The organism is Rhodococcus sp. 3258 (genome assembly GCF_031456475.1).
Classification (GTDB): domain Bacteria; phylum Actinomycetota; class Actinomycetes; order Mycobacteriales; family Mycobacteriaceae; genus Rhodococcoides; species Rhodococcoides fascians.
In genome coordinates, this window is record NZ_JAVDUT010000006.1 from 1 (window position 1) to 26,894 (window position 26,894).

Here is a 26,894-nt window from a genome sequence, read left to right on the forward strand (position 1 = left end):
CTCACGCCGTTGCTGCGCGATCGGGTGCAGGCGCTGCTCGAGTTGGACTACTCGCCCGAGCAGATCTCGGCGACACTGAGGAAGGAATTTCCTCACTCGCCGGAGATGCATGTGTCGCACGAAACGATCTATCAGACCCTCTACGTTCAGAGCAAAGGTGGCCTGACCAAGGAGCTGACCAGGCATCTTCGGACGGGCCGGCCGGTGCGTCTCGCGCATCGCCGTACCACCGAACGGCGATCGAAAATCCGCGGGATGATCAACATCTCCGAACGCCCCGCCGAGGTCGCCGACCGCAACGTTCCCGGCCATTGGGAGGGTGATCTGATCATCGGCACCAAGGGCGGGTCGGCGATCGGGACACTGGTCGAGCGGACCTCGCGGTTGGTGATGCTGCTGCATCTGCCCATCGATCATTCGGCGGCGTCGGTGGCCGAGGCGATGACGGCGAAGATCGCGGAACTGCCTGCGGCACTGATGCGTTCGATCACCTGGGATCAAGGTGGCGAGATGGCCAAGCATGCCGAGATCACCGTCGCCACAGGGGTGCAGATCTACTTCTGTGATCCGCACTCCCCGTGGCAGCGGGGCACCAACGAGAACACCAACGGTCTGCTCCGTCAGTACTTCAAGAAGGGCACCGACTTGTCGGTGCACGGTCCCGAACGGCTCGACGAGGTCGCCGCTCTACTGAACAACCGCCCCAGAAAAACCCTGGGATGGGATACTCCACTCGAGGAGTACAACAAACGACTGCTCGTTGCGACGACCACGTGAACCCGTCACGAAGTTCCGCTCACATGCGGCGCAGCCGCTCAGATTGTCAGGTTCGCACCCGACGCCTGGTCGAACACCGAGATCTTGCCCGGGTCGAACCACAATTCCACCTGACCACCCTCGGCGGCCTTGGATTCGGCTGCCAGACGCGCAACCACCTGTGCGCCACCGAGATCGCCGATGCCGGCATCGGCGGCCAGCTCCTGGAGTTCGCTGGACTCGACCTTGGCACCCTTCAGCGTGAAGTAGACGTACTTGTCGCTGCCCATGGACTCGAGCACGTCGACGGTTGCGGTGAAGGTGGCACCGCTCATCTTCTGGTAGCCGTCGATCAGTGCCGCGTCCTCGAAGTGCTCGGGACGGATACCGACGACCACCTCGCGGCCCGGGTTCTTGGCCTTGATCGCGTCCATTCGCTCGAGCGGGATCTCGATGTCGCCGAGGGCCGTGGACACTCCGTTCGAGGTGAGCTGTCCCGGAACGAAATTCATCGAGGGCGATCCTATGAAGCCGCCCACGAACAGGTTTCGCGGCTTGTCGTAGAGCTCCTGCGGAGAACCGATCTGCTGCACCAGCCCGCCGCGCAACACCACGACGCGGTCGCCGAGGGTCATGGCCTCGGTCTGATCGTGCGTGACGTAGACGGTGGTGGTGCCCAGACGCTTCTGCAGCCGCGAGATCTCGGCGCGCGTCTGGACTCGCAGCTTGGCGTCGAGGTTGGACAGCGGCTCGTCCATCAGGAAGGCCTTGGGGGTGCGAACGATGGCGCGTCCCATCGCAACTCGCTGTCGCTGACCACCGGAGAGGTTGGCGGGCTTCCGGTCGAGGTGCTGACTGAGATCTAGGATCTTGGCAGCCTCTTCGACCTTGTCGTTGATCTCGGTCTTGGAGAGCTTGGCGAGCGTCAGCGGGAAGGCGATGTTCTGCCGGACCGTCATGTGCGGGTACAGCGCGTAGGACTGGAACACCATCGCGATGTCGCGATCCTTCGGCGCCTTCTCGTTGACGCGCTCCCCCGCGATCCGCAGCTCACCGGACGAGATGTCCTCCAGCCCGGCGATCATGTTGAGCGTGGTGGACTTTCCGCAGCCGGACGGTCCGACGAGGATGATGAATTCGCCGTCGGCGATGGTGATGTCGACGTCGCTGACGGCAGCGGCGCCGTCCGGGTAGAGCTTGGTGACTTTGTCGAGAACGATTTCGGCCATGACGGTTATCCCTTCACTGCGCCGGACGTCAAGCCCGCCACGATACGTCGTTGGAAGAAGAGCACAAAAATGATGATCGGGATCGTGATGACGACGGCGGCTGCCGCGATCGATCCCGTGGGCTCCTCGAACTGAGAGCTACCGGTGAACTGCGAGATGGCCGCCGGGACGGTGACCGAACGTTCCGTCGCCGTCAGCGAGATGGCGAGCAGGAGGTCGTTCCAGGCGAAGATGAACACCAGGATCGACGCGGTGACGATGCCGGGTGCTGCCAGCGGGGCGATGACCTTGCGGAAAGCCTGTGCGGGCGTCGCTCCGTCCATCTTCGCTGCCTTCTCCAGCTCCCACGGGATCTCGCGGAAGAACGCGGAGAGGGTGTAGATCGCCAATGGCAACGCGAAGGTGATGTACGGGATGATCAGACCCGGCCAGGTGTCGAACAGCCCGAGCGAGCGCGAGATGTCGAACAGCGGTGTCACCAACGAGATCTGGGGGAACATCGCGATCAGCAGAGCCGCACCGACCAGGAGCTTCTTGCCCGGAAAGTCCAGCCGGGCAACGGCATACGCGGCCATGGTGCCGATCACGACGGCGATCACAGTGGTGATCAACCCGATTCCGATGGAGTTCACCAGCGCCGAGGTGAACTGGTTGGTGGAGAAGATGCCCTTGTAGTTCTCCAGAGTGAACGACTGCGGGATGAACTTTCCGTCGGCGATCGTGGCCGTCGATTTGAACGACAGGCTGATGATCCACGCCAACGGAACGAGCGCGTAGAGGAGGACGAGGACGTTGACGACCGTCCAACCGACCTTCTTGCGAGGCGTAACAGTGGTCATTACTTGCGGCCTCCGTCGTCGGATCCCGGTGCCGAGGCACCGAACAACTTGATGAACACGAACGCGATGATCGCGACGCAGAAGAAGATCAGGATGCTGATCGCCGACCCGAGTCCGAGGTTGAACGCGCCGAACAGGTTGTTGTAACCGAGAATCGACACCGATCCTGTCTCGTTGCTCCCTCGGGTGAGGACGTAGATGTTGTCGAAGATGCGGAACGCGTCGAGCGTGCGGAAGAGCACCGCGACGAGAATTGCCGGCTTCATCAACGGAATGGTGATCCGCATCAGCCGCGTCCAACCACCCGCTCCGTCCACCTCGGCGGCCTTGAGCAGATCGTCGGGCACCAGAGCCAGGCCTGCCAGCAGCAGCAGAGCCATGAACGGGGTCGTCTTCCACACCTCGGCCAGAACCACGATCGCGAGCGACGGGAACTGCTCGGTGAGCGGCGCGCTGCCGTCGGGCAACAGGTTGGCGAGATAGCCGGTGCCCGGGGTCCAGGCGTAGTACCAGCTGTACGCGGCAGCGACGGTCACGATGCCGTACGGAATGAGCACCACGGTGCGGACGAGTCCGCGGCCGAAGATGGTGCGGTGCATGACCAGAGCCACTGCCAGACCGAGGATGAACTCGATGATCACCGAGATGATCGTGATGCCGGCGGTGACGCCGAATGCCGTCCACCAGTAGCCGTCGGACAGCACGGTCACGTAGTTGGAGATGCCGACGAATTGGCGATCCTCGGGGAACGCGAGGTTGTACTTCTGCAGACTGAGCCAGAAGGCGTACACGATCGGGTAGCCGGTGACCGCGAGCATCAGGATCGCCGCGGGTGCGACGAGGAGCAATCCCAGGCGTCGTTCGGCTTTCTTACCGTCGGAGATGTTCTTCAGAGCCGCCTGCCGATCGGCGGGCTGCGGCTGCGATTCGGTGGGATCGCTCATGGAATCAACCCTTCGGAATTGACGGCCTTGCTGACCAGTTCTGCGAGCTTGTCCACGTCGGCAACCGGATCGATGTTCTGCGGCGGGTTGAGGGCATCGGTCAACAGAATCGAAATGCTCTGGTAGGCAGGCGAAACGGGCCGCACTGCCGCGGACTCGATGGAACCGAGCACCCCTTCCCATGCGGGATAGACGGCCTGGAACTCCGGATCGGAGTACAGCGACTTCAGCACCGGGGGCACGCCGCCGTTGACGGCGTTGTTGCGCTGATTCTCCTGGTTGGTGAGGCACTCGACGGCTTCCCAGGCGAGGTCCTCGTGCTGAGTGGTCTTCGCGACGCCGATGTTGAAGCCGCCGATGGTGACCTTGGCGGGCTCCCCCGCGTTCACCTCGGGGTACGGAGCACTGCGGAAGACCTCGGCGATGCGTGCATCCTGCTGATCGGCAGGCACATTCGCCAGATCGAGGAACGACACTGCCCCGGCGACGGCGTTCTCCTTCAGGCCGGGAAGCACGAACGGGTAGTTGACCTGGAAGGCCATCCGCCCCGACTCCATCCCGAGTCGAGCTGTCGCCTCGTCGCTCTGCGAGACCGATGGATCGCGGCCGTCGGCCGTGGCCACCCGCTTGATGATCTCGAGGGCCTTCTCGGTGGCGGCGCGGTGCTCGGGAGTGTCGTTGAGGGTCACCGTCGTTCCGTCTTCGGCGACCACCGACCCACCCGCGCTCTCGAGCAGCGAGTTGAACCAGACCATGAAGCCCTCGTACTGCTTGGCCTGCACACCGATCTGAGCGGGCTTACCGGCGGCCGCGTTGGCCTCGGCCACGTCGATCAGCTGATCCCACGTCTGCGGCGGGGTGCCGCCCGGCACCTCGTCGGGCCGGTACCAGAGCAACTGGGTGTTGGAGTTGAGCGGAACGGCGTAGAGCTGGTCCTGCCATTCCGCAGTGGCGAGCGGACCTTCCAGGGTCGACCCGTCGCGCAGCTTCGCCGACAGGTCGTCCGGGACGGGCAATGCCCATCCCGCCTCGGCGAATTCGGCGGTCCAGACGACGTCGAGCGTCATCAGATCCAACGTCTTGTCGTTTCCGGCGAGACGCCTCGCGAGCTGCAGGCGCTGATCGTTGGCACTCTTGGGCAGTGTTCGCTGCTCCACTCGATACCGGCCGTTGGAGGCGTCCGAACACACCTGTGCCGCAGCGGCGTACTGCTCTGCGCCGTCTGCGGCAGTGTAGAAACTCAGAACCGGAACCGAACTGTCCGACGAACCACACGCTGCGAGCAACGGACTCGTCACCAGAGCCGCTGCCGCCAACACCCCTATCCTCGTTGCTTTCCCACGCCTACGACCACGATGTCTCGGCACTGTCCCGCCTCCGTACGTTCGGTTACTCGCGCAGCCCTTGTGTCGGCACTGCCGTGCACGAGAGAAACGTAACCGAACTCACTGGCCTCGAGGGCGATTTGGGGCTATTCCGTTACCTGTCGGTTGCCTGGTCGTCCAACCGGTGTGATCAAATCGACAGTTTGGCGAGCAGGTCCCGTGCTTTCTCCGCCGTCCGAGGCTCGCAGATGACGTCGTAACGTCCGGCGACCAACTGCATGCTCGACGCGAAATCACGCTGCCCCTTGGTGGCCGCGTACGGAATGGACGCCGAGATCAAACCGAAGATGATGCCGCCGCCGACGCCGATGAGCAGAGCGCCGAAGATGTTCTCGCTGAAGATGCCGAGGACCAGGCCGAGGAAAACCCCGAGCCACGCTCCCGAAACAATGCCTCCACCAATGACTTTAGGCCAGGTGAGGCGGCCGAGGACGCGTTCGACCTGCATCAGATCGACGCCGACGATGGTGACGTCCTGTACCGAGAATTCCTCGTCGGAGAGGAAGTCGACGGCGCGCTGCGCCTCGGCGTAGGTGGGGTAGGAACCGATGGGCCAACCGGACGGCGGCGTCGGCAGTCCTTGCCCTGGGCGGCCCGGCTGTGAGAGGGGATTGGTCATGACTCCATTGTGCCCCGAAACGGACTTTTCCGGTCGCTTCTGCAGGCTCCGCTCCGGCACCGTCACACCCATTGTTCTGTCGCGAACACGGGTTGGATCAGGAGGTGGGCGGCTCGAACGTCGTCGTGCGTGTCAGACCGGCCGCGCGGCCTTTCGCCGAGACGACCAGCGCCATCTTGCGGCTCGCCTCGTCGATCATCTCGTCGCCGAGCATCACCGCACCGCGAGCGCCGCCCGCCGCCGAGGTATGGAACTCGTAGGCGTCGAGAATCATCTCGGCCTTGTCGTAATCGTCCTGTCGTGGCGCGAAGATCTCGTTGGCCGCCTCGATCTGCGTCGGGTGCAGCACCCACTTGCCGTCGAACCCGAGGCCGGCCGTCCGTCCCGCGGCCCGGCGAAACGCGTCGAGATCGCGAATCTGCAGGTACGGGCCATCGATCGCCTGCAATCCGTGCGTCCGAGCCGCAAGCAGGATCGTCATCAGAATGTGGTGATAGGCGTCGCCGGTGTCGTATCCCACCGGCTGTTCTCCGACGACGAGGGTGCGCATGTTGACGCTCGCCATCAGGTCGGCCGGCCCGAACACCAACGTCTGCACCCGGGGGCTCGCGGTTGCGATCTCGTCGATGTTGCGCAGGCTGCGTGCGCTCTCGATCTGCGGTTCGATGCCGATGGCCCCGACGTCGAGACCGTGCTCCTTCTCGAGTTGAGTGAGAAGAAGATCCAATGCCTGCACGTGCGCCGCGCACTCGACCTTCGGCAACAGGATGGCGTCGAGATTTCCACCCGCCCCGGAAACGACGTCGATGACGTCGCCGTACGTCCACTGCGTCGTCCAGTCGTTCACGCGCACGACCTTGAGCTGATCGCCCCACCCGTCGGAGTTCAACGCGTCGACGATGCGTGCGCGGGCCTCGACCTTGGCGATCGGCGCGACGGCATCCTCGAGATCGAGGAAGATCGCGTCGGCAGGCAGGCCCTTGGCCTTGGCGATCATCTTGTCCGAACTGCCCGGAACGGCCAGTACCGATCGACGCAATCCCGAAGCACCCATCGAAAGCACTACCCCTGTCTGATTCACCCGCTGTATTGCCCTGCCTCTAACCTTGCCATCATGGCAGCACTGAGCAAGGTATTCGCGGCCAGGCTCGCCGGCCTCGGCGTCCTGGGCCCCGACGGCGAATCGATCGGGCGAGTGCGCGACGTGGTGGTCTCCATGCGCGTGGGCAGGGCACAGCCGCGAGTCCTCGGACTCGTGGTCGAATTGGCAACGCGCCGAAGAATTTTCGTCCCGATGCTGCGAGTGACCAGCATCGAGCCCAACTCCGTTCAGCTCACCACCGGAAACGTCAGTCTGCGCCGATTCACTCAGCGCGCGAACGAGATTCTGGTGTTCGCGCAGATACTCGACTCCAAGGTGCGCGTCGACGATCCCGAGCTCGACGAGTTGCACGACACCGATTCCGTCGTCGTCGATCTCGGCATCGAGCTCACCCGAACTCGAGACTGGAAGGTCGCACGCGTGGCGGTGCGTAAGCAGCGCCAACGCCTTGCGCGACGCGGTGCCATCCACGTCGTCGACTGGCAGCACGTGCAGGGGCTCACGCAGAACGAACTGTCGATGCCCGACCAGGGTGTGGCGCAGCTGTTGATGCAGTTCGAGGACCTGCGCGCCGCCGACGTGGCGAATGCGATGCGCGAGCTGCCCGTCAAGCGCCGCATGGAGGTGGCGCGGGCCCTCGACGACGAGCGCCTCGCCGACGTCGTCCAGGAATTGCCCGACGACGATCAGGTGGAGCTGATGCACTACCTCGGAGTCGACCGTGGTGCCGACGTGCTCGAGGCCATGGACCCCGACGACGCCGCCGACCTCCTCGGCGAGCTACCCGAGACCGAAGCGGAATCGCTTCTGCGACTGATGGATCCAGAGGACTCCGCGCCGGTCCGCCGCCTGCTCGAGCACTCCCCCGACACCGCCGGCGGTCTGATGACGCCCGAGCCCGTGATCCTCACCGCGTCGACGACGGTGGCCGAGGCCCTCGCTCGGGTACGCAACCCCGACCTGACGCCTGCGCTGGCCTCACTGGTGTTCGTGGTGCGGCCGCCGACCGCAACACCGACCGGCCCATATCTGGGCTGTGTTCACCTGCAGCAACTGTTGCGAGAACCCCCGGCGAGTCTGGTGGGCGGAGTCGTGGACAGCGCACTCCCGCGGCTGTCCCCCGAGGACAGCCTGACCGCGGTGACGCGGTACTTCGCGACGTACAACCTCGTCTGCGGCCCGGTGGTCGACGACGAGGACCACCTGGTCGGGGCCGTGACCGTGGACGACGTCCTCGATCACCTGCTGCCCGAGGACTGGCGAGATCAGGAAGTGGCCGGACAGTGAAAGAAACAGCACGCCAAAGAATGGACACGCCGCGCGGTTCGCGGCTGTTCAACGTCAACTTCGACTTCGATCTCGGCAAGTCGGGTGAGAAAGCCGCCAGGTTCTTGGGCACCGGACGCTATCTGGCGATTCAGACCGGCATCGTCATCGTCTGGATCTTCCTCAACGTCGTGGCCGTCAATCTGCAGTGGGACCCGTATCCCTTCATCCTTCTCAACCTCGCCTTCTCGACGCAGGCCGCGTACGCCGCGCCGTTGATCCTGCTCGCCCAGAATCGGCAGGACGATCGCGACCGCGTCTCTCTCGAAGAGGATCGGTCGCGGGCTCAGCAGACCAAGGCCGACACCGAGTTCCTCGCGCGGGAGCTCGCAGCTCTGCGTATCGCCGTCGGTGAAGTCGCCACCCGTGACTATCTGCGCCGCGAACTCGACGACATCAGGGCGTTGCTGGAACAAGCGACGGGTCAACCCGCCAACGCACCGAAGAAGGCGCGCAAGAAAGCGGCCGCACGCCTGGCCGACGACGCGTCGGGCGAGACCGACCCGCAATAAACCGCGCACCCCTCCGCGCCTGGTAACGGCCCGATAACGGAACAGTCTCGAATCAGGTACCCTCGATCCCGGTCATCAGGTCGGGCCCCGGAGATCATCCGGGGAAATCAGGAGGTAGAGCGCGCGTGGGTCGTCACAGAAAAGCATCGAATTCCAAGGTTCGACGGAACTCGGTGATTGCTCTGGCAGGCCTCGTCCCCGCAGGACTCGTCACGGCCGCGACCAGCGCCGGAGCCACCGAATACATCCCGTTCGTCACCGCCAAGACGGCCCCGGCCGCACAGGAATCGAACTCCGTGGTCGAGACCCCGCAGGCGATCGCCCAGGACCAGCAGGCGCAGCCGGTGGCTCAGGCCGAGCTGCCGACACCCGCCCCGGTCCCCGCGCCCGCCCCGGCTCCCGAGATCCCGCCCACACCCGAGCTGCCCACCAACCTTGCGGTCAGCCCGATCGCGATCCCGGTCGTCAACGTCTCTGCATACAAGAACGCCGAACGCATCCTGGCCCAGCAGCAGCCCGGCTGCGGCATCAGCTGGACCGTCATCGCCGGCATCGGCCGCGTCGAATCCACCCACGCCAACAACGGCAAGGTCGACGACTCGGGCGAACTGCACGAGCCCATTCTCGGACCGGTTCTCAACGGCACCCTCGCCGGCAATCAGGTGATTCGCGACACCGACGGCGGCGCGCTCGACGGCGACACCCAGTACGACCGCGCAGTCGGCCCGATGCAGTTCCTGCCCTCTACGTGGAACCTCTACCACGCCGACGGCAACGGCGACGGAGTCTCCGACCCACAGAACCTGTACGACGCGGCCCTGGCCACCGGCATGTACCTGTGCGACGACGGCACCAACGCCCGCGACCTGGCCTCGACCACCCGGGCAATCCTGCGCTACAACAATTCGATGGCCTACGTGGCGAACGTGCTCGCATGGTCGGCCGGTTACGCCACCGGCATCGTGCCCTCCTCGGACCAGCTGCCGCGGATTCACTGAATTCAACGCAGCACTAGATCGAGCTGCCCTGCTGTTCATCGGGACTCGGTGCACCGCATAGCATGAAGCAATGGCTGTACTGACCGAATCCGACGTTCGGACCGCGCTGACGAAGGTCATCGACCCCGAGATCCGTAAACCCATCACCGACCTCGGCATGGTCAAGAGCATCGACATCGCCCCCGACGGAGCCGTCGGCGTCGGCATCTACTTGACGACCTCCGGTTGCCCGATGAAGACCGAGATCAGCGATCGCGTGAAGAACGCCGTCGCCGACGTCGCCGGAGTCGGCACCGTGACGGTCGAACTCGACGTGATGAACGACGAGCAACGCACCGCACTGCGCAAGTCCCTGCGCGGCGATTCCGCCGAGCCGGTCATTCCCTTTGCGCAACCCGGATCGCTGACGCGCGTGTACGCGGTGGCGTCGGGCAAGGGCGGCGTGGGCAAGTCCAGCGTGACGGTCAACCTTGCCGCGTCCCTTTCCGCCCGCGGCCTGTCGGTGGGTGTGCTCGACGCCGACATCTACGGCCATTCCGTTCCCCGCATGCTCGGCAACGACGCGCGACCCACGCAGGTGGAGAAGATGATCATGCCGCCGCAGGCGCACGGCGTGAAGTTCATCTCGATCGCTCAGTTCACCGAGGGCAACACCCCGGTCGTCTGGCGCGGACCCATGCTGCACCGGGCCTTGCAGCAATTCCTCGCCGACGTGTTCTGGGGCGACCTGGACGTGCTGCTCCTCGACCTTCCGCCCGGCACCGGCGACGTGGCAATCTCTGTCGCACAACTGATTCCGAACGCAGAGATCCTCGTGGTCACCACCCCGCAGCAAGCCGCTGCCGAGGTCGCCGAGCGCGCCGGAGCGATCGCACTGCAGACGCGTCAGCGCGTCGCGGGCGTCGTGGAGAACATGTCATGGCTCGAGCTGCCCGACGGTACCCGGATGGATATCTTCGGATCCGGTGGCGGACAGGACGTATCGGATCGCCTCACCAAGGCCGTGGGTGCCAAGGTGCCTCTGCTGGGCCAGATTCCGCTCGACACCGCCGTCCGTGAAGGCGGCGACGCCGGCACTCCGATCGTGTTGGGCCACCCGGATTCGCCTGCGGCACAAGCGCTCGAGGCCGTCGCCGGAAAACTTGCGGTGCGCGAGCGCGGACTGGTGGGAATGTCGCTGGGAATCGACACCACTCGGAAACTGTAAGCAGGCGCTTATACCCGACAAACGACGCGGGGAACAGGGTTGGAGCCTTATGATTTGCCTTCAATCCTACTGTCGATAGAGAGTGGCCTTCATGAAGAAGCCGCATCGGGTCAGGCCGGTCGTCGTTCCGGTACTGATCGCACTGCTGATGACCCTGCTGGGATCCGTACTCGGTCCCGCGCTGGCGTCGGCACAACCTGCCCCGCCTGCCCAGAATTATTCGATCGCGACAGACACCACGTTCGCGCCCTTCGAATTCCAGGACGAGACAGGCAAACTCGTCGGAATCGACATGGACCTGCTCGCGGCCATCGCCGTCGACCAGGGCTTCGACTACACCGTCGAGCAGGTCGGATTCGACACCGCACTCCAGGGCGTCACGAGCGGCCAGTTCAACGGAATGATCGCCGGCATGTCGATCACCGACGAGCGCAAGGCCACCTTCGACTTCTCCGATCCGTACTTCGATTCCGGTGTCCAGATGGCAATTCTGGATTCGAACGACGAGATCAAGGGCTACGAAGACCTGCGCGGTAAGTCCGTCGCGGTCAAGAACGGCACCGAGGGTGCAACGTTCGCGACGTCGATCGCCGATCAGTACGGCTTCACCATCCGCAGCTTCGACGACTCCGCGACCATGTTCGAGGAAGTGCGTACCGGAAACTCCGCAGCGGCCTTCGAGGACTACCCGGTGCTCGCCTACGGCATCACCCAGGGCAACGGCTTCAAAACGGTCACCGAGAAAGAAGCCGGTGCCAGTTACGGATTCGCCGTCGCCAAGGGCACCAACGCCCAGTTGCTCGACCAGTTCAACACCGGCCTCGAAAACCTGCGCGCCAACGGCCAGTACGACGAAATTCTCGACACCTACCTCAACGCCGACGCGTCCACCGCCGACACCTCGATCCCCGGCCTGATCGCCAGCAGCTGGCAGTTGCTGCTCAAGGGTCTGTGGCTCACGATCGTGCTGACCGTCATCTCCATCGCCATCGCGTTGGTACTCGGCGGAATCTTCGGCCTGTTCCGCGTCTCGACCAACATCGTGCTCCGCGGCATCGGAACCACCTACGTCGACATCTTCCGTGGCACACCACTTCTGGTGCAGGCATTCTTCATCTACTTCGGCGTACCCGCGGCACTGAACTTTCAGATGTCGGCGTTCACCGCAGGCATCATCACACTCTCGCTCAACGCCGGTGCTTACATGGCCGAGATCGTCCGCGGCGGCATCCTCGCCGTCGACAAGGGCCAGATGGAGGCGTCGCGCAGCCTCGGCATCAGCTACCTCAAGTCGATGCGAAAAGTGGTGATGCCACAGGCAATTCGCACGATGATCCCGTCGTACATCAATCAGTTCGTCATCACGCTCAAGGACACGTCGCTGCTCTCGGTCATCGGCCTCGCCGAGCTGACGCAGACCGGTCGTCTGATCATCGCCCGCAACTTCGAGTCGTTCAACATGTGGCTGATCGTCGGCGTCCTGTACTTCATCATCATCATGGCTCTCACCAAGCTGTCGAACCGGCTCGAGAAGAGGATCAACAAATGAGCACCGAACTGACCAAGGACCTGCCGGTCGACAAAGGTCCGGGAACGAAGATCTCGATCAAGGCCCTGCAGAAGGCGTTCGGCGACAACACGGTTCTCAAGGGCATCGACGCCGAGATCGCCAACGGTGAAGTGGTCTGCGTGATCGGACCGTCCGGCTCCGGCAAGAGCACGTTCCTGCGCTGCTTGAACAAGCTGGAAGACATCACCGCCGGGTCGGTCGTCGTCGACGGAACCGACCTGACGGCGAAGAACGTGGACCTGGACAAGGTGCGCCAGAACATCGGCATGGTGTTCCAGCACTTCAACCTCTTCCCGCACATGACAGCCCTCGAGAACGTCATGCTTGCACCCGTCGAAACCAAGAAGATGACGAAGTCGCAGGCCAAGGACGCGGCCCTGCAGCTGCTCGAACAGGTAGGACTGTCCGAGCGGGCCGACTACAAGCCCGCCAACCTATCCGGTGGACAGAAGCAGCGCGTCGCCATCGCGCGAGCACTGGCCATGAACCCGTCGATCATGCTGTTCGACGAAGCCACCAGCGCCCTGGACCCCGAAATGGTCGGCGAAGTTCTGCAGGTACTGCGCGACCTCGCCAAGGGCGGCATGACGATGGTGGTCGTCACCCACGAAATGGGCTTCGCGCGTGAAGTCGCGGATCGAGTGATCTTCATGGCCGAGGGCGTCATCGTCGAAGAGGGAACACCCGACGAGTTGTTCGGGAACCCGCAGAACCCACGCACCCAGGACTTCTTGAACAAGGTGCTCTAGCCCCTGGCCCGCCCGCTCCTGCCGCCCGCCCCGCCGCGGATCAATGCGCCTTTGTTGCACTCAGAGCGACTGAATCCCACATTCATCCGACGGGGGGCGCAGCGGTCGGGCGGGCGCAGCCTGCAGACTGGGTGGTTCGTCGGGCCGGTTGGGGCTATGCCTACGTGGCGTCCGCGTCGATGGGCGGGGTATCGCCCGCCGCGAGTTTCGGTTCGTTCTTGCTCATCGACACGGCTCCCCCGGATGTACTGCCCGAGGACACGCCGTTCTGCGGCGTCGGTCCGCCCATGTTCTTGGGCTTGGTGTCGAAGGGCTTGCCCTTGAAGGTGTCGTCCAGCGGGTTCTTGAAGACCGAGTCGTCGCCGTCGAGCAGGTGTTTGGTGATCACGGCTCGGGGTGTCATGCCGCGGAGTTGGTTGAGGTCGGCGAGGGGCTTACGCAGGTCCTCGAAGTCGGTGCCGAGCTCGTCCTTGAGTTGTTGGCTCGCGCCGTTGGCGTAGTCCTTGACCTGGCGGAGCGATTTCGACACCCAGCTGATGGCACCGGGGAGACGATCCGGGCCGAGGATGACCAGAGCTGCTACGAGGAGAATGACGAGCTCTCCCCAACCGATGTTGCCGAACACGGGTGCCAGCCTACGTCGTCAGTCGGAAACCGGCGTGACGGACAGGTCCACCAGCCGTCCGGAGCGGACGAGTTGCACCGGCACCGCCTGGCCGATCGTGGTTTCCTGCACCGCGACGACGAGCTCGTCCGCGTCCCCCACCGAGCGGTCGCCGACCTTGGTGATGACGTCCCCTTCGACGATTCCGGCTTGCTGGGCCGGCCCACCGGCCCGGACGTTGGCAACTTCTGCGCCGGCCGAGGTTTCGTTGATCACCGAACGCGCGTTGATCCCGAAATCCGGGTGCCGCATGACGCCGTCCCGAATCAGGGCCTGCGCTACTTCGGTGACCTCGTCGACGGGTATCGCGAAGCCCAGTCCCACCGATCCGCCGCTCTCGCTTCGGATGGCGGAGTTGATGCCGATGACGCGACCTTCGAAGTCGATGAGGGGGCCACCGGAGTTACCCGGGTTGATGGCTGCGTCGGTCTGTACCGCGTCGATGACGGCGTTGGTGTCGGTGCCCTCCCCCGACAGCGCGACGGGGCGGTCGAGCGCACTGACGATGCCCGAGGTGACCGTCTTGTTCAGGCCGAGCGGCGACCCGACGGCGATGACGTCCTGGCCGACGCGGACGTCGTCGGAGCGTCCGAGCTGAGCCTCGGTGAGGTTGCCGACGTCGGTCTTGAGCACGGCGAGGTCGGTCTTGGTGTCGCGGCCGACGATGCGTCCGGGCACTTTGGTGCCGTCGGAGAAGGTGACTTCGAGGGTCGACTTGTCCTCGTCGGATGCGGCGAGCGAGATCACGTGGTTGTTCGTCACGATGTAGCCCTCGTCGGCGTCGATCACGACGCCCGAGCCGGTGCCTCCGGTCTCGCCGAGGGTCACCTGAATGGAGACGACCGACGGCAGGACCGCGTCGGCCACCTTGCTGATCTGGCCGCGTGGGACGTCGTCGCCACTGGACTGAGTCAGTGTCACTTTCTGACTGGTCAGAGCGCCGGTCACTTCGGCGGTCAGCCGGCCGAACAGACCACCGACCAAGCCGATGACGAGGGCCAGGATACCGAGTACGACGAGCGCCCGCACGGATACCGATCGCCCGAACAAGACGTCGCGCACGCCGAGCTTGGTTCCAGGAGGGAGTACAGGAGGTGGTGGGGTGTCGAGGGCCGCGCCGCCCAGCGACACTCGGGACGCGGGATCACGCCACGGATCGGCCGGAACCTGGGGGCCGGCGTCGGACTCGTCGACGGCGTCGGGGTCGCGCTGTAATGACTCGGTGGCGTCGTCGGGACGTCCGAAGGCCTCGGCCAAGACGGGGTCCGGCGGCCGGACCGACAGCCGGGAAGGCAGTTGTTCGTCGGGGCGACGTGGGGAGAACGAACCGCCGACGTCATCGGGACGTCCGAACACCGAGGCCGACACCGGATCGACGGTGGGTCGATGGACCGGACGCGGCGGCAACCGTGGACCTTCGTCTGCTGTGCCTGTGGTCTCGGTGCTGGTCGAATTCGATGTCACGCGTCCGGTTACCCCTCGCATACGTCGGTGTGAGAGTTCAGTATCACTCGAGCGGTCGGGGCAGCTCGATGCAGGTGAGGACTCGTCGGGCAGAAAACGCGGCGGTCAGCGTCGACGACGGCGCACGGCCTCGACGGACGCCATGAACGACCGCTTGGATCGAGCGGGCCCGTCTTCGCCTGCACAGGACGGAATCTGGCTCAGCAAACCGAGGAGCGAATGTGGCATCGACATCTCGCCTGCTCCGCGGAGCGCTCGACGCGCCTGCTGCTGCGCCTCGACCTCGGCCGAGCATTCCGGGCATTCGGAGAGGTGGTGAGCGGCGCGGAGGTGAGCGGGCATTCGTAGTTCACCATCGACGTAGGCTGCGACGGCTTCACTGGCCAGATGTTCGGTGGAGCTGAATTGCCGAGGCTTGCGTGCCTGCGTCATCCAACCCTCCTCGTAGCTAGTGGACACTTGCGTGACCCGAGTCGACCTTCCCGTGCACTCGAAGGTACTCCCGTAGCGCGTGACGGCCACGGTGAATGCGACTACGAACCGTTCCGAGCTTGACGCCCAGTGTCGCACCGATCTCTTCGTACGACAGTCCTTCGATGTCGCACAACACGATTGCGGCGCGAAACTCGGGTGCCAGCGAATCGAGCGCAGACTGCAGATCCGGGTCGAGGCGAGCGTCGTGGTAGATCTGCTCGGGGTTGGGCCGGTCCGACGGAACGCGGTCGTAGTCCTCGGGCAGTGCTTCCATGCGGATACGGCTGCGGCGACGAACCATGTCGAGGAACAGGTTGGTCGTGATGCGGTGCAGCCAGCCCTCGAACGTTCCCGGCTGGTAGTTCGACAGGGAGCGGAACACGCGGATGAAGGTGTCCTGAGTCAGATCCTCTGCGTCCTGGGCATTACCGGAGAGACGGTACGCGAGTCGGTAGACGCGGTCGCCGTGTTCGCGAACGAGCTCGTCCCAGGACGGCATGGTGGAGTTCTCGCCGGTCGCATCGAACACTGCGGTGCCGCTGAGGTCGTCGGGGGTGGGCACGGACTCGGGTAGACGAGCGATGTCGCGATCGCCGTTGATCTTGTAAATAGTTGGATCCTCCTGCTCAGGACTGCGTACGTCCTTCTGATGCAACCGACGACTACCCTCGGATGTTCCAGCTCACACTTCGCAATCGAGACGGACCTGCGATTCCTCCATAGCCTGACCGACCCGCGTGTGGGTCCGGTATGAATCACCTGAGGCCCACCTGAGAATGTGTGCGTGAGATCGAGCCCCGGGCACGATAACCTCGGGACGTGCCGACCAACGCCGAGAAGATGCTCGCTTATGCCGAAGACTCCGCTCAGGAGGACGAGGTTCTGATCGCAGCCAGAGAGCGAGCCGTCGACCTCGGTGCCGCTCCGGTGCCACCGTCCGTCGGTGCCATCCTGAGCATCTTCACTCAGATGCTCGGCGCGAAGACGGTCGTCGAAATCGGAACGGGCGCGGGAATCAGCGGCCTGTGGTTGCTCGACGGGATGCGAGCGGACGGTGTGCTGACCACCATCGACACCGAGCCCGAACACCAGCGGGCAGCGCGAGAAGCATTCCGGGCAGGGGGAATCGCGCCGTCCCGCACTCGGCTGATCAACGGCTGGGCGTTGGACGTACTCCCCCGATTGGCCGACGACACCTACGATCTGGTGTTCATCGACGCCAGCCCTGCGGACCATCCGCACTTCGTCGCCGAGAGTGTGCGGTTGCTACGCCCCGGCGGAGTTCTGGTGCTGCACAACGCATTGCTCGGTGGACGGGTTGCAGATCCGACTCAACGAGACGCAACTGCGGTGGCCGTTCGATCGGCCGCGCGAGCCATCGCCGAGGACGAGCGCCTGACGACGGTGCTGCTCCCTCTGGGCGACGGGTTGATCTGCGCGTCGCGGGCGTGACCATGTGAGTGGAAATCCGTAGCACGCTACGAACTTCCACTCACATGCCGCAGGCTCTGCTCTAGATCCAGACGCCCTTACCGACGGAGACGACTCCCCCGGCACTGACGTTGAAGCGTTCCCGATCGCGTTCGAGATCGACTCCGACGATTTCGCCGTCACCGACGACGACGTTCTTGTCCAGGATCGCGTGCCGAACGACGGCACCCTTGCCGATCCGGACTCCGGGCATCAGGACGCTGCCTTCGACGGTCGCGCCGCTGTCGATCATGACGTTCGAGCTCAGTACCGAGTTGCGGACGGTGGCGGCGCTGAGAATGCAGCCGGCACCGACGACGGATTCCTGAGCGAGGCCGCCTTGCACGAACTTGGCGGGCGGCAGATTCTCGGCCGATCCGCGGATGGGCCAGCGGCGGTTGTAGAGATTGAAGATGGGATGCACCGACACGAGGTCCATGTGGGCGTCGTAGAAGGCGTCGATGGTGCCGACGTCTCGCCAGTAGCCGCGATCGCGTTCGGTGGCACCGGGAACGACGTTGTCGTTGAAGTCGTAGACCGAGGCCACGCCTGCTTCGACGAGCGCCGGGATGATGTCGCCGCCCATGTCGTGGTCGGAGTCGGAGTTCTCGGAGTCCGCCTTGATGGCATCGACGAGCACCTTGGTGGTGAACACGTAGTTGCCCATCGACGCATACGTGACGTCCGGGTCGTCGGGGGTCCCGGGCGGCTGCGCCGGCTTCTCCAGGAACTGGGTGATCTTGCCGTTCTCGTCCGAGTCGATGCAGCCGAACGCGAATGCCTCGCTACGCGGAACCCGGATACCTGCGACGGTGACGCCCGCGCCGGAGTCGATGTGCTGCTGCACCATCTGCTCCGGATCCATTCGGTACACGTGGTCGGCACCGAAGACCACGATGTACTCGGGGTCCTCGTCGTACACCAGGTTCAGCGACTGGAAGATGGCGTCGGCGCTGCCGGTGTACCACCGGGGGCCGAGACGCTGCTGTGCCGGGACCGGAGTGATGTACTCCCCGGCGAAACCCGACAGTCGCCACGTCTGCGAGATGTGGCGGTCCAGGGAATGGGACTTGTACTGAGTCAGCACGCAGAGCCGGAGGTAACCGGCATTCACGAGATTGCTCAGCACGAAGTCGATGAGTCGGTAGGCGCCCCCGAAGGGAACGGCTGGCTTGGCTCGGTCCGCGGTCATCGGGTAAAGGCGCTTACCCTCTCCGCCGGCAAGCACAATCCCTAGTACGTGCGGTTGTGTCCTCACCCACCCAACCTATCCGCACCGAGAGAACCTTGCTACCAGTACACGCACAACTGCCGGGGAATGTAGGTTCGTTCACGTGCGAGTAGCGATGATGACCAAGGAATACCCGCCGGAGATCTACGGTGGCGCAGGAGTTCATGTCACGGAGTTGACTGCGCAGCTGAAGTCGCTGTGCGAGGTGGACATCCACTGCATGGGAGCTCCGCGCGACACCGCACAGGTGCACGATCCCGATCCGGCACTCGCCGGAGCCAACGCAGCACTGACGACGTTGTCGGCGGAACTGCGCATGGCCAACGCGGCAGCGGGAGCGGACGTGGTGCATTCGCACACCTGGTACACCGGCCTCGCCGGTCACCTCGCCGCCGAGCTGTACGGCGTACCGCACATCCTCACCGCGCACTCTCTCGAGCCCCGGCGGCCGTGGAAGGCCGAACAGCTGGGCGGCGGTTACCGCATCTCGTCGTGGTCGGAAAAGAACGCGGTGGAATACGCCGACGCCGTCATCGCCGTCAGCGAGGGCATGGCCAAGGACGTGCTCGACGCTTATCCGCGCCTCGACCCGAGTCGAGTCCACGTGGTGCGCAACGGGATCGACACCGAGCGGTGGTACGCCGATCACGGCACGTCGACTCTCGACGAGATCGGGGTGGATCCCAGCAAGCCGATCGTCGCGTTCGTCGGCCGCATCACTCGGCAGAAGGGCGTGGGTCACCTCATCGCCGCGGCACACTATTTCGATCCGTCGATTCAGCTCGTCCTATGCGCGGGCGCGCCCGACACTCCGGCGATCGCCGCAGAAACCGAACGCGCAGTGGCGTTATTGGCCGAGCAACGCAGCGGGGTCTTCTGGGTCAAGGACATGCTCCCCACCGACAAGATTCGCCAAATCCTTTCGGCCGCAGCAGTATTCGTCTGCCCATCGGTGTACGAGCCGCTCGGCATCGTCAACCTCGAGGCGATGGCCTGCGAAACCGCCGTCGTGGCGTCGGACGTCGGCGGCATCCCCGAGGTCGTCGACGACGGCCGCACCGGACGGCTGGTGCACTACAACTCGTACGAGCCCGACGTCTTCGAGCGAACCCTCGCCGACACAGTCAACGAGGTCGCTCTCGACCCCGCACTGGCGACGGCGATGGGCAAGGACGGCCGCGAGCGGGCCGTTGCCGAATTCTCGTGGGCGTCGATCGCGAAGCAGACCCTCGCCGTCTACAACGACGCGCTGGCGCGTCGGGGCTGAGACACCTTTCGGTAAGTCGACACCGTCACCGACGCCGTGACCGGGACGGTGTCGGGCAAATTCTTCAGCGCCGCGGACCGCGCGTCGGGGTCACCGTGCCGAATCGACGGCCCCATACAGATGAGTTCCTCGATGTCGTTGTGCGAGAGCATCATCGAGTACTCGAGCGGGGTCTCGGCCACCGACTCGAACAGACCCGACAGCGACTCACCGAGCCGACGGGTCTTGTCCTCTTCGACGCCGATCAGCCCCAGCGGCCCGCGCAGTTCTCGCTGATGCCGCGACGTCGGCGTGACGACCACCAACGTGCCGTCGTCGCCGAGAACCCGATGCAGTTCACCGGCATTGCGCGGCGAGAACACACACGTCACCGCAGACACGGCACCCGCCCGAATCGGTAGCCCGCTCCAGATGTCCGCGACGACGCACCCGAGCCGCGGATGCGACCGCGCGGCTCGGCGCGCCGCGAACTTGGACACGTCCACCCCGACCCCCAGCGCGGCCGGACGCGCGTCCAGGACACCCGCGAGGTAATACCCGGTGCCGACCCCGACATCGAGGACCACGTCCGACTCGGACGGAACAGCCGCCGACACCGCCGCCGCGATGTGCTCGAAATGACCGCCACCGAGGAACTTCTCACGGGCTGTGACCATCTCGGCCGAATCACCGGTGAACTTGCCGCCGTCGCCGGTCAACAGGCTGACGTACCCCTGCCGGGCCACGTCGAACGAATGACCACGATCGCACCACAAACTTCGATCGGTCTCCCCGAGGCCCAGGCCCGACTCGACCTCACGGACGCGGCACTGTGGGCAGACCAGCAGATCGACGACGTCGGTCAGCATCGAGCACCTCTTTCGTATCGAGACAGATTCTTCGGCACTCCCCCGGAAACGACCTGCCGATCACAACATCGCTGAAAACAACACCGCTGATGACAACACAAAGCCCCGCTGGCCGGTGCGGCGAGCGGGGCTGAGCGATGATCGATCGACGTGGCGATCAGCCGGTGACGCCCTTCAGTTCGTCACCGAGTGCCGCGGCCTCGTCGGGGGTCAATTCGACGACCAAACGGCCGCCCCCCTCGAGCGGGACACGCATGACGATTCCTCGTCCCTCTTTGGTTGCTTCGAGGGGACCGTCCCCGGTCCGGGGCTTCATCGCCGCCATCCTCTGCTCCCTCCAGATCTGCGCCCACCTGCTCGGCGCCTCGGCCTAAAAGATAAATTCGTCGCGGGGCGACGGAGTGTCCTGTGCCATTCTTCCCTATCGCCGTCGATGGGGGGAACCTGAGTCGGTATTCGTGACCTGCACCCAACACCTCGACAGGTGATCGTCGACCATTCCGGTGGCCTGCATCAATGCGTAGGCGGTAGTCGGACCGACGAACCGTAGCCCGCGGCGTTTGAGCTCTTTGGCCAACGCCGTCGATTCGGGTGTCGACGCGGGCACGTCGGTGGACTCCGTGGGCCGCTGTGACCTGGGCTCCGGCGCGAAAGACCACAGCAGAGTGTCGAGATCGGTGTCGTCGAGGTCGACGATCGCGCGAGCGTTGCTCACCGCCGCCTCGATCTTGAGCCGATTCCGCACGATCGACGCGTCGCTCATCAATCGCTCCACATCGGCGTCGTCGAAGCGGGCCACTGCGTCGGGATCGAATCCGGCGAAAGCAGTGCGGAAGCTTTCCCGCTTGCGCAGGATCGTGATCCACGCCAGGCCCGACTGAAACGCTTCCAGACACAGGCGCTCGTAGAGCTCATTGCGGCCGTGCAGCGGCTGCCCCCACTCCGTGTCGTGATAGGTGCGATACAGCTCGTCGTCGGTGGCACCCCACGGGCAGCGCAGCTTGCCGTCCGGCCCCGCGACTGCGCTCACCGTTCGTCCGACTCGACCGTGCCTGTGACGCCCGAACTATCCGTGAGGCCGGCACTGTCGGTGAGGCCAGAACTATCCGTGAAGCCCGCACTGCCGGGCTGCCCCGACAGCGGGGATCGAGAACCTGACTCCTGCGCCGCGGACAGCCGTGACCGCAGCATGTCTATCTCGCCGCCCAGGCGCTCGAGAGCCCAGTCGACTTCGCTGGGCTTGTAACCCCGCAACGTCTGCTGGAACTTCAACGCGCGCACATCGGCACCAGTGACTCCTTCGGCCGGCAGCACTGTTGCGGTGGTTCCCTCGGGCAACGGCCCCAGCTCTTCACCGCGACCGAACACCGCTGCGGCGATGAAGAACAACGCCGCAGCGACGACTGCAATGACGATGATGTAGATCAACAGCGTCAACATGCCACGATCTTGTCACGGCTGTCCGACACGTCGGCCGGACGCACCTGGTGGTCGGTCAGATCAGCGAGTTCATCGCCGGTCGATCGGCCAACGACACTTCGGTCGAGAACGGCTCGAACGAATCCCCTGCCACGCGGAACTGCATCAGTCCGGCACCGGAATCGACCATGCCGCACCGGTTCAGCATCGTTCCGACGATCTGCCGACTCATTGCCCCGAGTTCGACCAGCGGCCGATTGCGATGCTTTCGCACTCCCAGGTTCACCTGTCCGATGGCCTGCAGACCGAGCCGGTCGTACGTGTCGAGAAGCAGGCCGATCTCGACGCCGTAACCGGGCGCGAAGGGCACCGCGGACAACAACTCACGAGTGCCCGCGTACTCCCCGCCCAGCGGCTGAATCACGCCGGTCAACTCCGGGCGCAGCGCCGCGAGCAAGGGTCGAGCCACCAACTCGGTGACGCGTCCACCGCCGTTGGCGTCCTCGGTGCCACTGACTCGAAGTGGACGTCGGTAGTAGCCCTTGACGAGATGGATACCGTCGCCCATCAGTAGTGGTCCGAGCAGTTTCGGCACGAACGCGGGGTCGGGATTGATCAGATCGGAATCGACGAAGGCGATGAGATCACCCGTCGACGCCGCGACCGATCGCCACAGCACCTCGCCCTTGCCCGGTACCGGATCGAGCCCTGGTACTGCCTCCTCGCGACTGATGACACGGGCACCGGCCGCTCTCGCGCGCACTGCCGTCTCGTCCGTCGAGCCCGAGTCGAGCACGATCAGTTCGTCGACGAGGCCACCGAGCAACGGGTGGATGGTGTCGATGACGGCGGCCACCGTCTGTTCCTCGTTCAGCGCCGGAAGCACCACCGACACCGTGCGGCCCGCCTTGGCGGCCTCGAGCTCGGCGATGGTCCATTCGGGGGTGTCCCAGCTGTTGGTCTCGGACCACATTCGGGTCACGTCCGTTCGATCGGCCAGTGTCATGCCAGCCCCCTGACCGTCCGCGCCGGGGTTCGTCGTCCCTGGATCGCTGCCACCATGTCGACGACTCTTCTGGTCGACGCAACCTCGTGCACCCGGAACATCCGGGCTCCGCCTGCTGCGGCCAATGCTGTCGCTGCCAATGTTCCCTCCAACCGGTCGGCGAGCTCTACCCCTAGAGTCTCGCCTACGAAGTCCTTGTTGCTCAGCGCCATGAGCACAGGCCACCCGGTGTTTACAAGAACGTCCACGCGACGCAACAACTCGAGCCCGTGATAGGTGTTTTTCCCGAAATCGTGGGTCGGATCGATCAGAATCGAATCCTTCTTCACCCCCTCCGCGACGGCATTGTCGGCAGCTGCGGTGACTTCCGCGACCACATCGGCCACGACGTCGGTGTACCGAACCCGGTGCGGACGGGTCCGCGGAACGGCACCGCCGGTGTGCGAGCAGACGATCCCGACTCCCTCGGCAGCGGCGACGCGCACCAACTCGGGATCGGCTCCGGCCCAGGTGTCGTTGATCAGATCGGCTCCCACACCGCAGGCCAGGCGAGCAACCTCGCTACGCCAGGTATCGACACTGATCAGCAGATCCGGATACGCACCCCGGATCGCTTCGACGAACGGCACGACGCGGCGGATCTCCTCCGCCGCGTCGACGAGATCACCGGGGCCTGCTTTGACGCCGCCGATATCGACCATGTCGGCACCCTCGGCAACAGCCCTGTGCACGGACGCCATCGCTGCATCGTCGGAGAAATTCGCGCCCCCGTCGTAGAACGAGTCGGGGGTGCGATTGACGATCGCCATGACCAGAGCTCGATCGTCGGCGACCGGCTTACCGCACAGAGTGCTCATTCATCCATAGTGGCATTTCGGCGGAGGTGCCCGAGCGCGATGGTGTCGGCACCCACATTCGCCCAGTGCCGGGCACCACGTCCGTCGGCGTCGAGCTCGATGACGTGGAACTGTTCGAGCGCAACGGGCAGCCCCGAGGATGGCACGCCGAACAGAGGCGAGCCCGTGTGGGTTCCCTCCATCTCGACCCGCGCGGCGATTCGGTCTCCTTCCCCGAAAAGATCACCGATCGTCACGCGCAGGTCCGGCATCGCAGAACGGAACATCGCGATCGCACCTTTGAGGTGTGCCGCCATATCCGGTTCGTCCTGTCCGAAAGCGTGCCGGTCGACAGCGCTCGCTGCGAGTGCTGCATCCACCGTCGAGAGATCACCCCGCCCGAATCCGTCCTCGAAGACCCGTCCCACTCGATCTTTCGCCTGTTGGATATCCATGACGCCCCGATTCGTTCAAGTGGCACTCGGATCAATATGCATATACTCGACCCGATGACCGAAAACGTCAAGAGGACCTACAACTCCGCCGTGCGGCAACAGCAGGCCGAAGGCACCCGACTCCGCATCATCGAGGCCGCGCGCGGACTCTTCCTCGCCCACGGATACGGCACAACCTCGGTCCCGTCGATCGCCGCCGCGGCAGGTGTCTCGGCGGACACCGTCTTCCACGTCTTCAAGAACAAGCGCACGCTGCTCAGAGAAATGGTGGATCTGGACATCGGCGGAGACACCGACCCGACGCCGATCATGCAGCGCTCATCAGCATCGGCCGTGCGCGACGAACTCGATCAACGCACGCAGCTCCGCATGTTCGCGTCAGGAATCGCCGAACAGGTCGCGCGAATCAGAGCGGTCGACGACATCTTGCTCAGCGCGGCTGCCGTCGACGAGGACATCGCAGCACTACGACGCGATATCCAGGACCGACAACGCAGATCGGCGATGATGCAGATCGCCGAGTGGATCGGGGCACGTGGAGATCTGGCCGTTGACCTCGAAACGGCAGGAACCACCATCTGGGCCCTGACCAGCCCCGAAATGCACCGAATGTTGTGCGAGCGGTCGGGTTGGACGACCGACCGCTACGCACGATGGCTCGAGGCCACCCTCGCCTCGAGCTTGCTGGTTACCCCTTAGGGGCCTTGCCGGCGGCAACCTCGTCGACGTAGCCGTCGTAGAACTTCTCGTAGCCACCGGACTTGCCGCGCAGCACGTGGAGTTCGCTGTCACCGTCTTCCTGGAACCCCAGCTTGCGTAGAGCGACCTTCTGGCTCTTGAACGTCGAGGTTTGCTCGAGGCTGTCGACGATGCGTACGAACAGCGGCACCGCGTAGGTCGGCAGCTTGTCGTAGAGGTGCTCGGCGAACGACTTGCCGTCGAAGGACTCACCGTCGCGCAGGGTCACCGCAGCCATACCGGCCTTGCCGTCGGCACCCTCGATATCGACGCCGTAGACGACGGCACCGTCCACTGCCGGGTGGCTACCGAGTGCACCCTCGACCTGGGTCGTGGCGACGTTCTCGCCCTTCCAGCGGAAAGTGTCTCCCAGTCGGTCGACGAATGCGACGTGCATCCAGCCCTGCTTGCGAACGAGGTCGCCGGTGTCGAACCACGCGTCACCGTCCTTGAACCCGTCGCGCACCATCTTCTTCTCGGTGGCCTTGTCGTCGGAATACCCGTCGAACGGAGCCCGGTCGGTGATCTTGGACAGCAGCAGGCCCACTTCACCGTTACCGACCTTGCGGAGCTTGCCGTCGTGGCCGCGCTTGGCCTTGCCCGACTCTTCGTCGTACTGCACCACGGCATACGGCAACGGGCAGATTCCGGCAGTCTTCTTCATGTTCAGTGCGTTGATGAAGGCGATGTTGCATTCGCTGGCACCGTAGAACTCCGCGACGCGGGAGATACCGAATCGCTCGGTGAACTCCTCCCAGATCTCCGGTCGCAGTCCGTTGCCGACGATCAGCTTGACCGAGTTGTCCCGGTCGGAATCCTTCTTCGGCTGCGTGAGCAGGTACCGGCAGAGCTCACCGATGTAGGTGAACGCCGTGGCCTTGTTGACGCGAATGTCTTCCCAGAAGTTGCTCACCGAGAACTGCTTACCGATGGCCATCGTCGCGCCGCCGGCGAGCACCGAGGACAGCGTCACCGTCAGCGCGTTGTTGTGATAAAGCGGAAGGCAGCAGTAGATGACGTCGTCGCCGCGCAGTCGCACGCCCATGTTGCCCAGGCCCGACATCGACTTGAGCCAACGGAAGTGGCTCATCAGGCTGGCCTTGGGCATGCCCGTCGTTCCCGAGGTGAAGATGTAGAACGCCTTCTCCTTGGCCTGGATCTCCGCGGTGACCGACGGGTTGGCCGTCGACGCCTTCGCGGCTAGCTCGCCGAGCTCCTTCAGCGGCAACACCGACCCGACCTTGGGCTCGCCGTCCAGAGAATCCAGCGCTTCCTGCGCGTTCTCGTCTAGGACCAGCACCTTCGCTTCGAGAATTCCGAGGCTGTGCTCGAGCACGTCGCCGCGCTGGTTGTAGTTGAGCATGCCTGCGGTGGCACCGAGCTTCACGGCAGCCAGCGCCGCGAACAGCGCCTCGGGGCGGTTCTTGCTCAGCACACCGACGACGTCGCCGCGTACGACACCCCGGTCGGTGAACACTGCGGCGTACTGATTGACCAGCGCGTTCGCATCCTTGTAGGAGATCGACTCACCCTCGAAACGGACGAACGGTCGAGTGCTGTTCTTGGCTGCCGCGTCCTGGAAAATCAGTCCGATGGAGACCTTGTGGTCGGGCTTGCGGGTGAAGCCCGCCAGCCCCTTGAGCAGGCTCGGCACCTCCGTCACCATTTTCGGCAACGCGACCGCGAGGTCGGTCACTCCGATTTTCTGACGGGCATCGACAGCCATGAGCTCCCCTTTGAGACGATGTGAGATAACTAACCCTACTAGAGAGTAACAACTTCCAGC

The 26,894-nt window shown here is 64.5% G+C and carries 29 protein-coding genes; 10 read left to right on the top strand and 19 right to left on the bottom strand.

The window, feature by feature from the left end; all coding sequences use genetic code 11:
- On the top strand, positions 1–777 hold a 777-nt coding region (locus J2X62_RS18595), incomplete at its 5' end, for an IS30 family transposase (protein ID WP_310182490.1).
- Between the two features lie 38 nt (positions 778–815).
- Here J2X62_RS18595 and J2X62_RS18600 read toward each other — a convergent pair.
- The 6 genes from J2X62_RS18600 to J2X62_RS18625 form a co-directional block, all read right to left on the bottom strand.
- Positions 816–1,985: a sn-glycerol-3-phosphate ABC transporter ATP-binding protein UgpC gene (locus J2X62_RS18600; RefSeq protein WP_310182492.1), complete on the bottom strand. Its 1,170-nt coding sequence runs from the start codon at positions 1,983–1,985 to the stop codon at positions 816–818.
- 5 nt (positions 1,986–1,990) lie between these two features.
- Positions 1,991–2,824, bottom strand: coding sequence for a carbohydrate ABC transporter permease (locus tag J2X62_RS18605; RefSeq protein ID WP_027498037.1), 834 nt, complete (start codon positions 2,822–2,824; stop codon positions 1,991–1,993).
- A complete protein-coding gene (locus tag J2X62_RS18610) occupies positions 2,824–3,768 on the bottom strand; it encodes a carbohydrate ABC transporter permease (RefSeq protein WP_027498038.1) in 945 nt (314 codons plus the stop codon). The genes J2X62_RS18605 and J2X62_RS18610 overlap by 1 nt, the downstream gene beginning before the upstream one ends.
- On the bottom strand, positions 3,765–5,087 hold the full coding sequence (locus J2X62_RS18615) for an ABC transporter substrate-binding protein (RefSeq protein WP_027498039.1): 1,323 nt from the start codon (positions 5,085–5,087) through the stop codon (positions 3,765–3,767). Before J2X62_RS18615 ends, J2X62_RS18610 begins: the two co-directional genes overlap by 4 nt.
- 196 nt (positions 5,088–5,283) lie before the next feature.
- Positions 5,284–5,772 (bottom strand): general stress protein, encoded by a 489-nt coding sequence (locus J2X62_RS18620; protein ID WP_027498040.1) that lies wholly within the window; start codon positions 5,770–5,772, stop codon positions 5,284–5,286.
- A gap of 97 nt (positions 5,773–5,869) precedes the next feature.
- On the bottom strand, positions 5,870–6,826 hold the full coding sequence (locus J2X62_RS18625; RefSeq protein ID WP_032390318.1) for a CoA ester lyase: 957 nt from the start codon (positions 6,824–6,826) through the stop codon (positions 5,870–5,872).
- Between the two features lie 60 nt (positions 6,827–6,886).
- Between J2X62_RS18625 and J2X62_RS18630 the strand changes: the two genes are divergently transcribed.
- The 6 genes from J2X62_RS18630 (at position 6,887) to J2X62_RS18655 (ending at position 13,236) form a co-directional block, all read left to right on the top strand.
- Positions 6,887–8,161, top strand: coding sequence for a magnesium transporter MgtE N-terminal domain-containing protein (locus J2X62_RS18630; protein ID WP_027498042.1), 1,275 nt, complete (start codon positions 6,887–6,889; stop codon positions 8,159–8,161).
- Positions 8,162–8,181: 20 nt separating this feature from the next.
- On the top strand, positions 8,182–8,712 hold the full coding sequence (locus J2X62_RS18635) for a DUF1003 domain-containing protein (RefSeq protein ID WP_045840756.1): 531 nt from the start codon (positions 8,182–8,184) through the stop codon (positions 8,710–8,712).
- A 125-nt stretch (positions 8,713–8,837) separates the two neighbouring features.
- Entirely contained in the window at positions 8,838–9,710 is an 873-nt protein-coding gene (locus tag J2X62_RS18640; protein WP_032365384.1) for a lytic transglycosylase domain-containing protein, read from the top strand.
- A 70-nt stretch (positions 9,711–9,780) separates the two neighbouring features.
- On the top strand, positions 9,781–10,917 hold the full coding sequence (locus tag J2X62_RS18645; RefSeq protein ID WP_032365383.1) for an Mrp/NBP35 family ATP-binding protein: 1,137 nt from the start codon (positions 9,781–9,783) through the stop codon (positions 10,915–10,917).
- 91 nt (positions 10,918–11,008) lie between these two features.
- Positions 11,009–12,466, top strand: a complete 1,458-nt coding sequence (locus J2X62_RS18650; protein ID WP_027498046.1) for an amino acid ABC transporter substrate-binding protein/permease — start codon at positions 11,009–11,011, stop codon at positions 12,464–12,466.
- Positions 12,463–13,236, top strand: a complete 774-nt coding sequence (locus J2X62_RS18655) for an amino acid ABC transporter ATP-binding protein (RefSeq protein WP_051365249.1) — start codon at positions 12,463–12,465, stop codon at positions 13,234–13,236. The genes J2X62_RS18650 and J2X62_RS18655 overlap by 4 nt, the downstream gene beginning before the upstream one ends.
- 160 nt (positions 13,237–13,396) lie before the next feature.
- Here J2X62_RS18655 and tatB read toward each other — a convergent pair whose 3' ends face one another.
- The 4 genes from tatB to sigE form a co-directional block, all read right to left on the bottom strand.
- Positions 13,397–13,861, bottom strand: coding sequence for a Sec-independent protein translocase protein TatB (tatB, locus tag J2X62_RS18660; protein ID WP_167327612.1), 465 nt, complete (start codon positions 13,859–13,861; stop codon positions 13,397–13,399).
- An 18-nt stretch (positions 13,862–13,879) separates the two neighbouring features.
- Positions 13,880–15,385 carry a trypsin-like peptidase domain-containing protein gene (locus tag J2X62_RS18665; protein ID WP_310182512.1) on the bottom strand — a complete coding sequence of 502 codons (1,506 nt, stop codon included), beginning with the start codon at positions 15,383–15,385 and terminating at the stop codon, positions 13,880–13,882.
- Between the two features lie 84 nt (positions 15,386–15,469).
- Positions 15,470–15,796 (bottom strand): hypothetical protein, encoded by a 327-nt coding sequence (locus J2X62_RS18670; RefSeq protein ID WP_032365497.1) that lies wholly within the window; start codon positions 15,794–15,796, stop codon positions 15,470–15,472.
- Positions 15,797–15,812: 16 nt separating this feature from the next.
- Positions 15,813–16,439, bottom strand: a complete 627-nt coding sequence (gene sigE / locus J2X62_RS18675) for an RNA polymerase sigma factor SigE (protein WP_045840779.1) — start codon at positions 16,437–16,439, stop codon at positions 15,813–15,815.
- 239 nt (positions 16,440–16,678) lie between these two features.
- Between sigE and J2X62_RS18680 the strand changes: the two genes are divergently transcribed.
- Positions 16,679–17,290 carry an O-methyltransferase gene (locus J2X62_RS18680; RefSeq protein WP_032365496.1) on the top strand — a complete coding sequence of 204 codons (612 nt, stop codon included), beginning with the start codon at positions 16,679–16,681 and terminating at the stop codon, positions 17,288–17,290.
- Positions 17,291–17,351: 61 nt separating this feature from the next.
- On the opposite strand, the gene glgC is transcribed toward J2X62_RS18680, so the two are convergent.
- Positions 17,352–18,566, bottom strand: coding sequence for a glucose-1-phosphate adenylyltransferase (glgC, locus tag J2X62_RS18685; protein ID WP_027498053.1), 1,215 nt, complete (start codon positions 18,564–18,566; stop codon positions 17,352–17,354).
- 76 nt (positions 18,567–18,642) lie between these two features.
- Here glgC and glgA point away from each other — a divergent pair, with 76 nt between their 5' ends.
- Positions 18,643–19,806 (top strand): glycogen synthase, encoded by a 1,164-nt coding sequence (glgA, locus tag J2X62_RS18690; RefSeq protein ID WP_032369634.1) that lies wholly within the window; start codon positions 18,643–18,645, stop codon positions 19,804–19,806.
- Here the strand turns inward: glgA and J2X62_RS18695 are convergent.
- The 7 genes from J2X62_RS18695 to J2X62_RS18725 form a co-directional block, all read right to left on the bottom strand.
- The gene (locus J2X62_RS18695) at positions 19,776–20,654 is read right to left on the bottom strand and encodes a putative RNA methyltransferase (protein ID WP_310182516.1); all 879 of its coding nucleotides are present in this window, start codon (positions 20,652–20,654) and stop codon (positions 19,776–19,778) included. The genes glgA and J2X62_RS18695 overlap by 31 nt on opposite strands.
- Before the next feature lie 157 nt (positions 20,655–20,811).
- Complete coding sequence (locus tag J2X62_RS18700; protein ID WP_008714277.1) at positions 20,812–20,979, bottom strand: DUF3117 domain-containing protein; 168 nt, start codon at positions 20,977–20,979, stop codon at positions 20,812–20,814.
- Between the two features lie 96 nt (positions 20,980–21,075).
- Positions 21,076–21,684 carry a DNA-3-methyladenine glycosylase I gene (locus J2X62_RS18705; RefSeq protein ID WP_371832748.1) on the bottom strand — a complete coding sequence of 203 codons (609 nt, stop codon included), beginning with the start codon at positions 21,682–21,684 and terminating at the stop codon, positions 21,076–21,078.
- A complete protein-coding gene (locus J2X62_RS18710) occupies positions 21,681–22,094 on the bottom strand; it encodes a DivIVA domain-containing protein (RefSeq protein ID WP_052055088.1) in 414 nt (137 codons plus the stop codon). The genes J2X62_RS18705 and J2X62_RS18710 overlap by 4 nt, the downstream gene beginning before the upstream one ends.
- 55 nt (positions 22,095–22,149) lie before the next feature.
- Positions 22,150–23,079, bottom strand: a complete 930-nt coding sequence (locus J2X62_RS18715) for a glucosyl-3-phosphoglycerate synthase (protein WP_027498057.1) — start codon at positions 23,077–23,079, stop codon at positions 22,150–22,152.
- Entirely contained in the window at positions 23,076–23,936 is an 861-nt protein-coding gene (gene folP / locus J2X62_RS18720; protein WP_032375486.1) for a dihydropteroate synthase, read from the bottom strand. Before folP ends, J2X62_RS18715 begins: the two co-directional genes overlap by 4 nt.
- Positions 23,933–24,370, bottom strand: a complete 438-nt coding sequence (locus J2X62_RS18725) for an ester cyclase (protein ID WP_045840750.1) — start codon at positions 24,368–24,370, stop codon at positions 23,933–23,935. The genes folP and J2X62_RS18725 overlap by 4 nt, the downstream gene beginning before the upstream one ends.
- Before the next feature lie 54 nt (positions 24,371–24,424).
- On the opposite strand from J2X62_RS18725, the gene J2X62_RS18730 reads away from it, so the two are divergent.
- Positions 24,425–25,069: a TetR/AcrR family transcriptional regulator gene (locus J2X62_RS18730; RefSeq protein WP_051365251.1), complete on the top strand. Its 645-nt coding sequence runs from the start codon at positions 24,425–24,427 to the stop codon at positions 25,067–25,069.
- Here J2X62_RS18730 and J2X62_RS18735 read toward each other — a convergent pair.
- Entirely contained in the window at positions 25,059–26,834 is a 1,776-nt protein-coding gene (locus J2X62_RS18735) for a long-chain-acyl-CoA synthetase (RefSeq protein WP_094718718.1), read from the bottom strand. The two genes, J2X62_RS18730 and J2X62_RS18735, sit on opposite strands and share 11 nt — an antisense overlap.
- Positions 26,835–26,894: the final 60 nt, after the last annotated feature.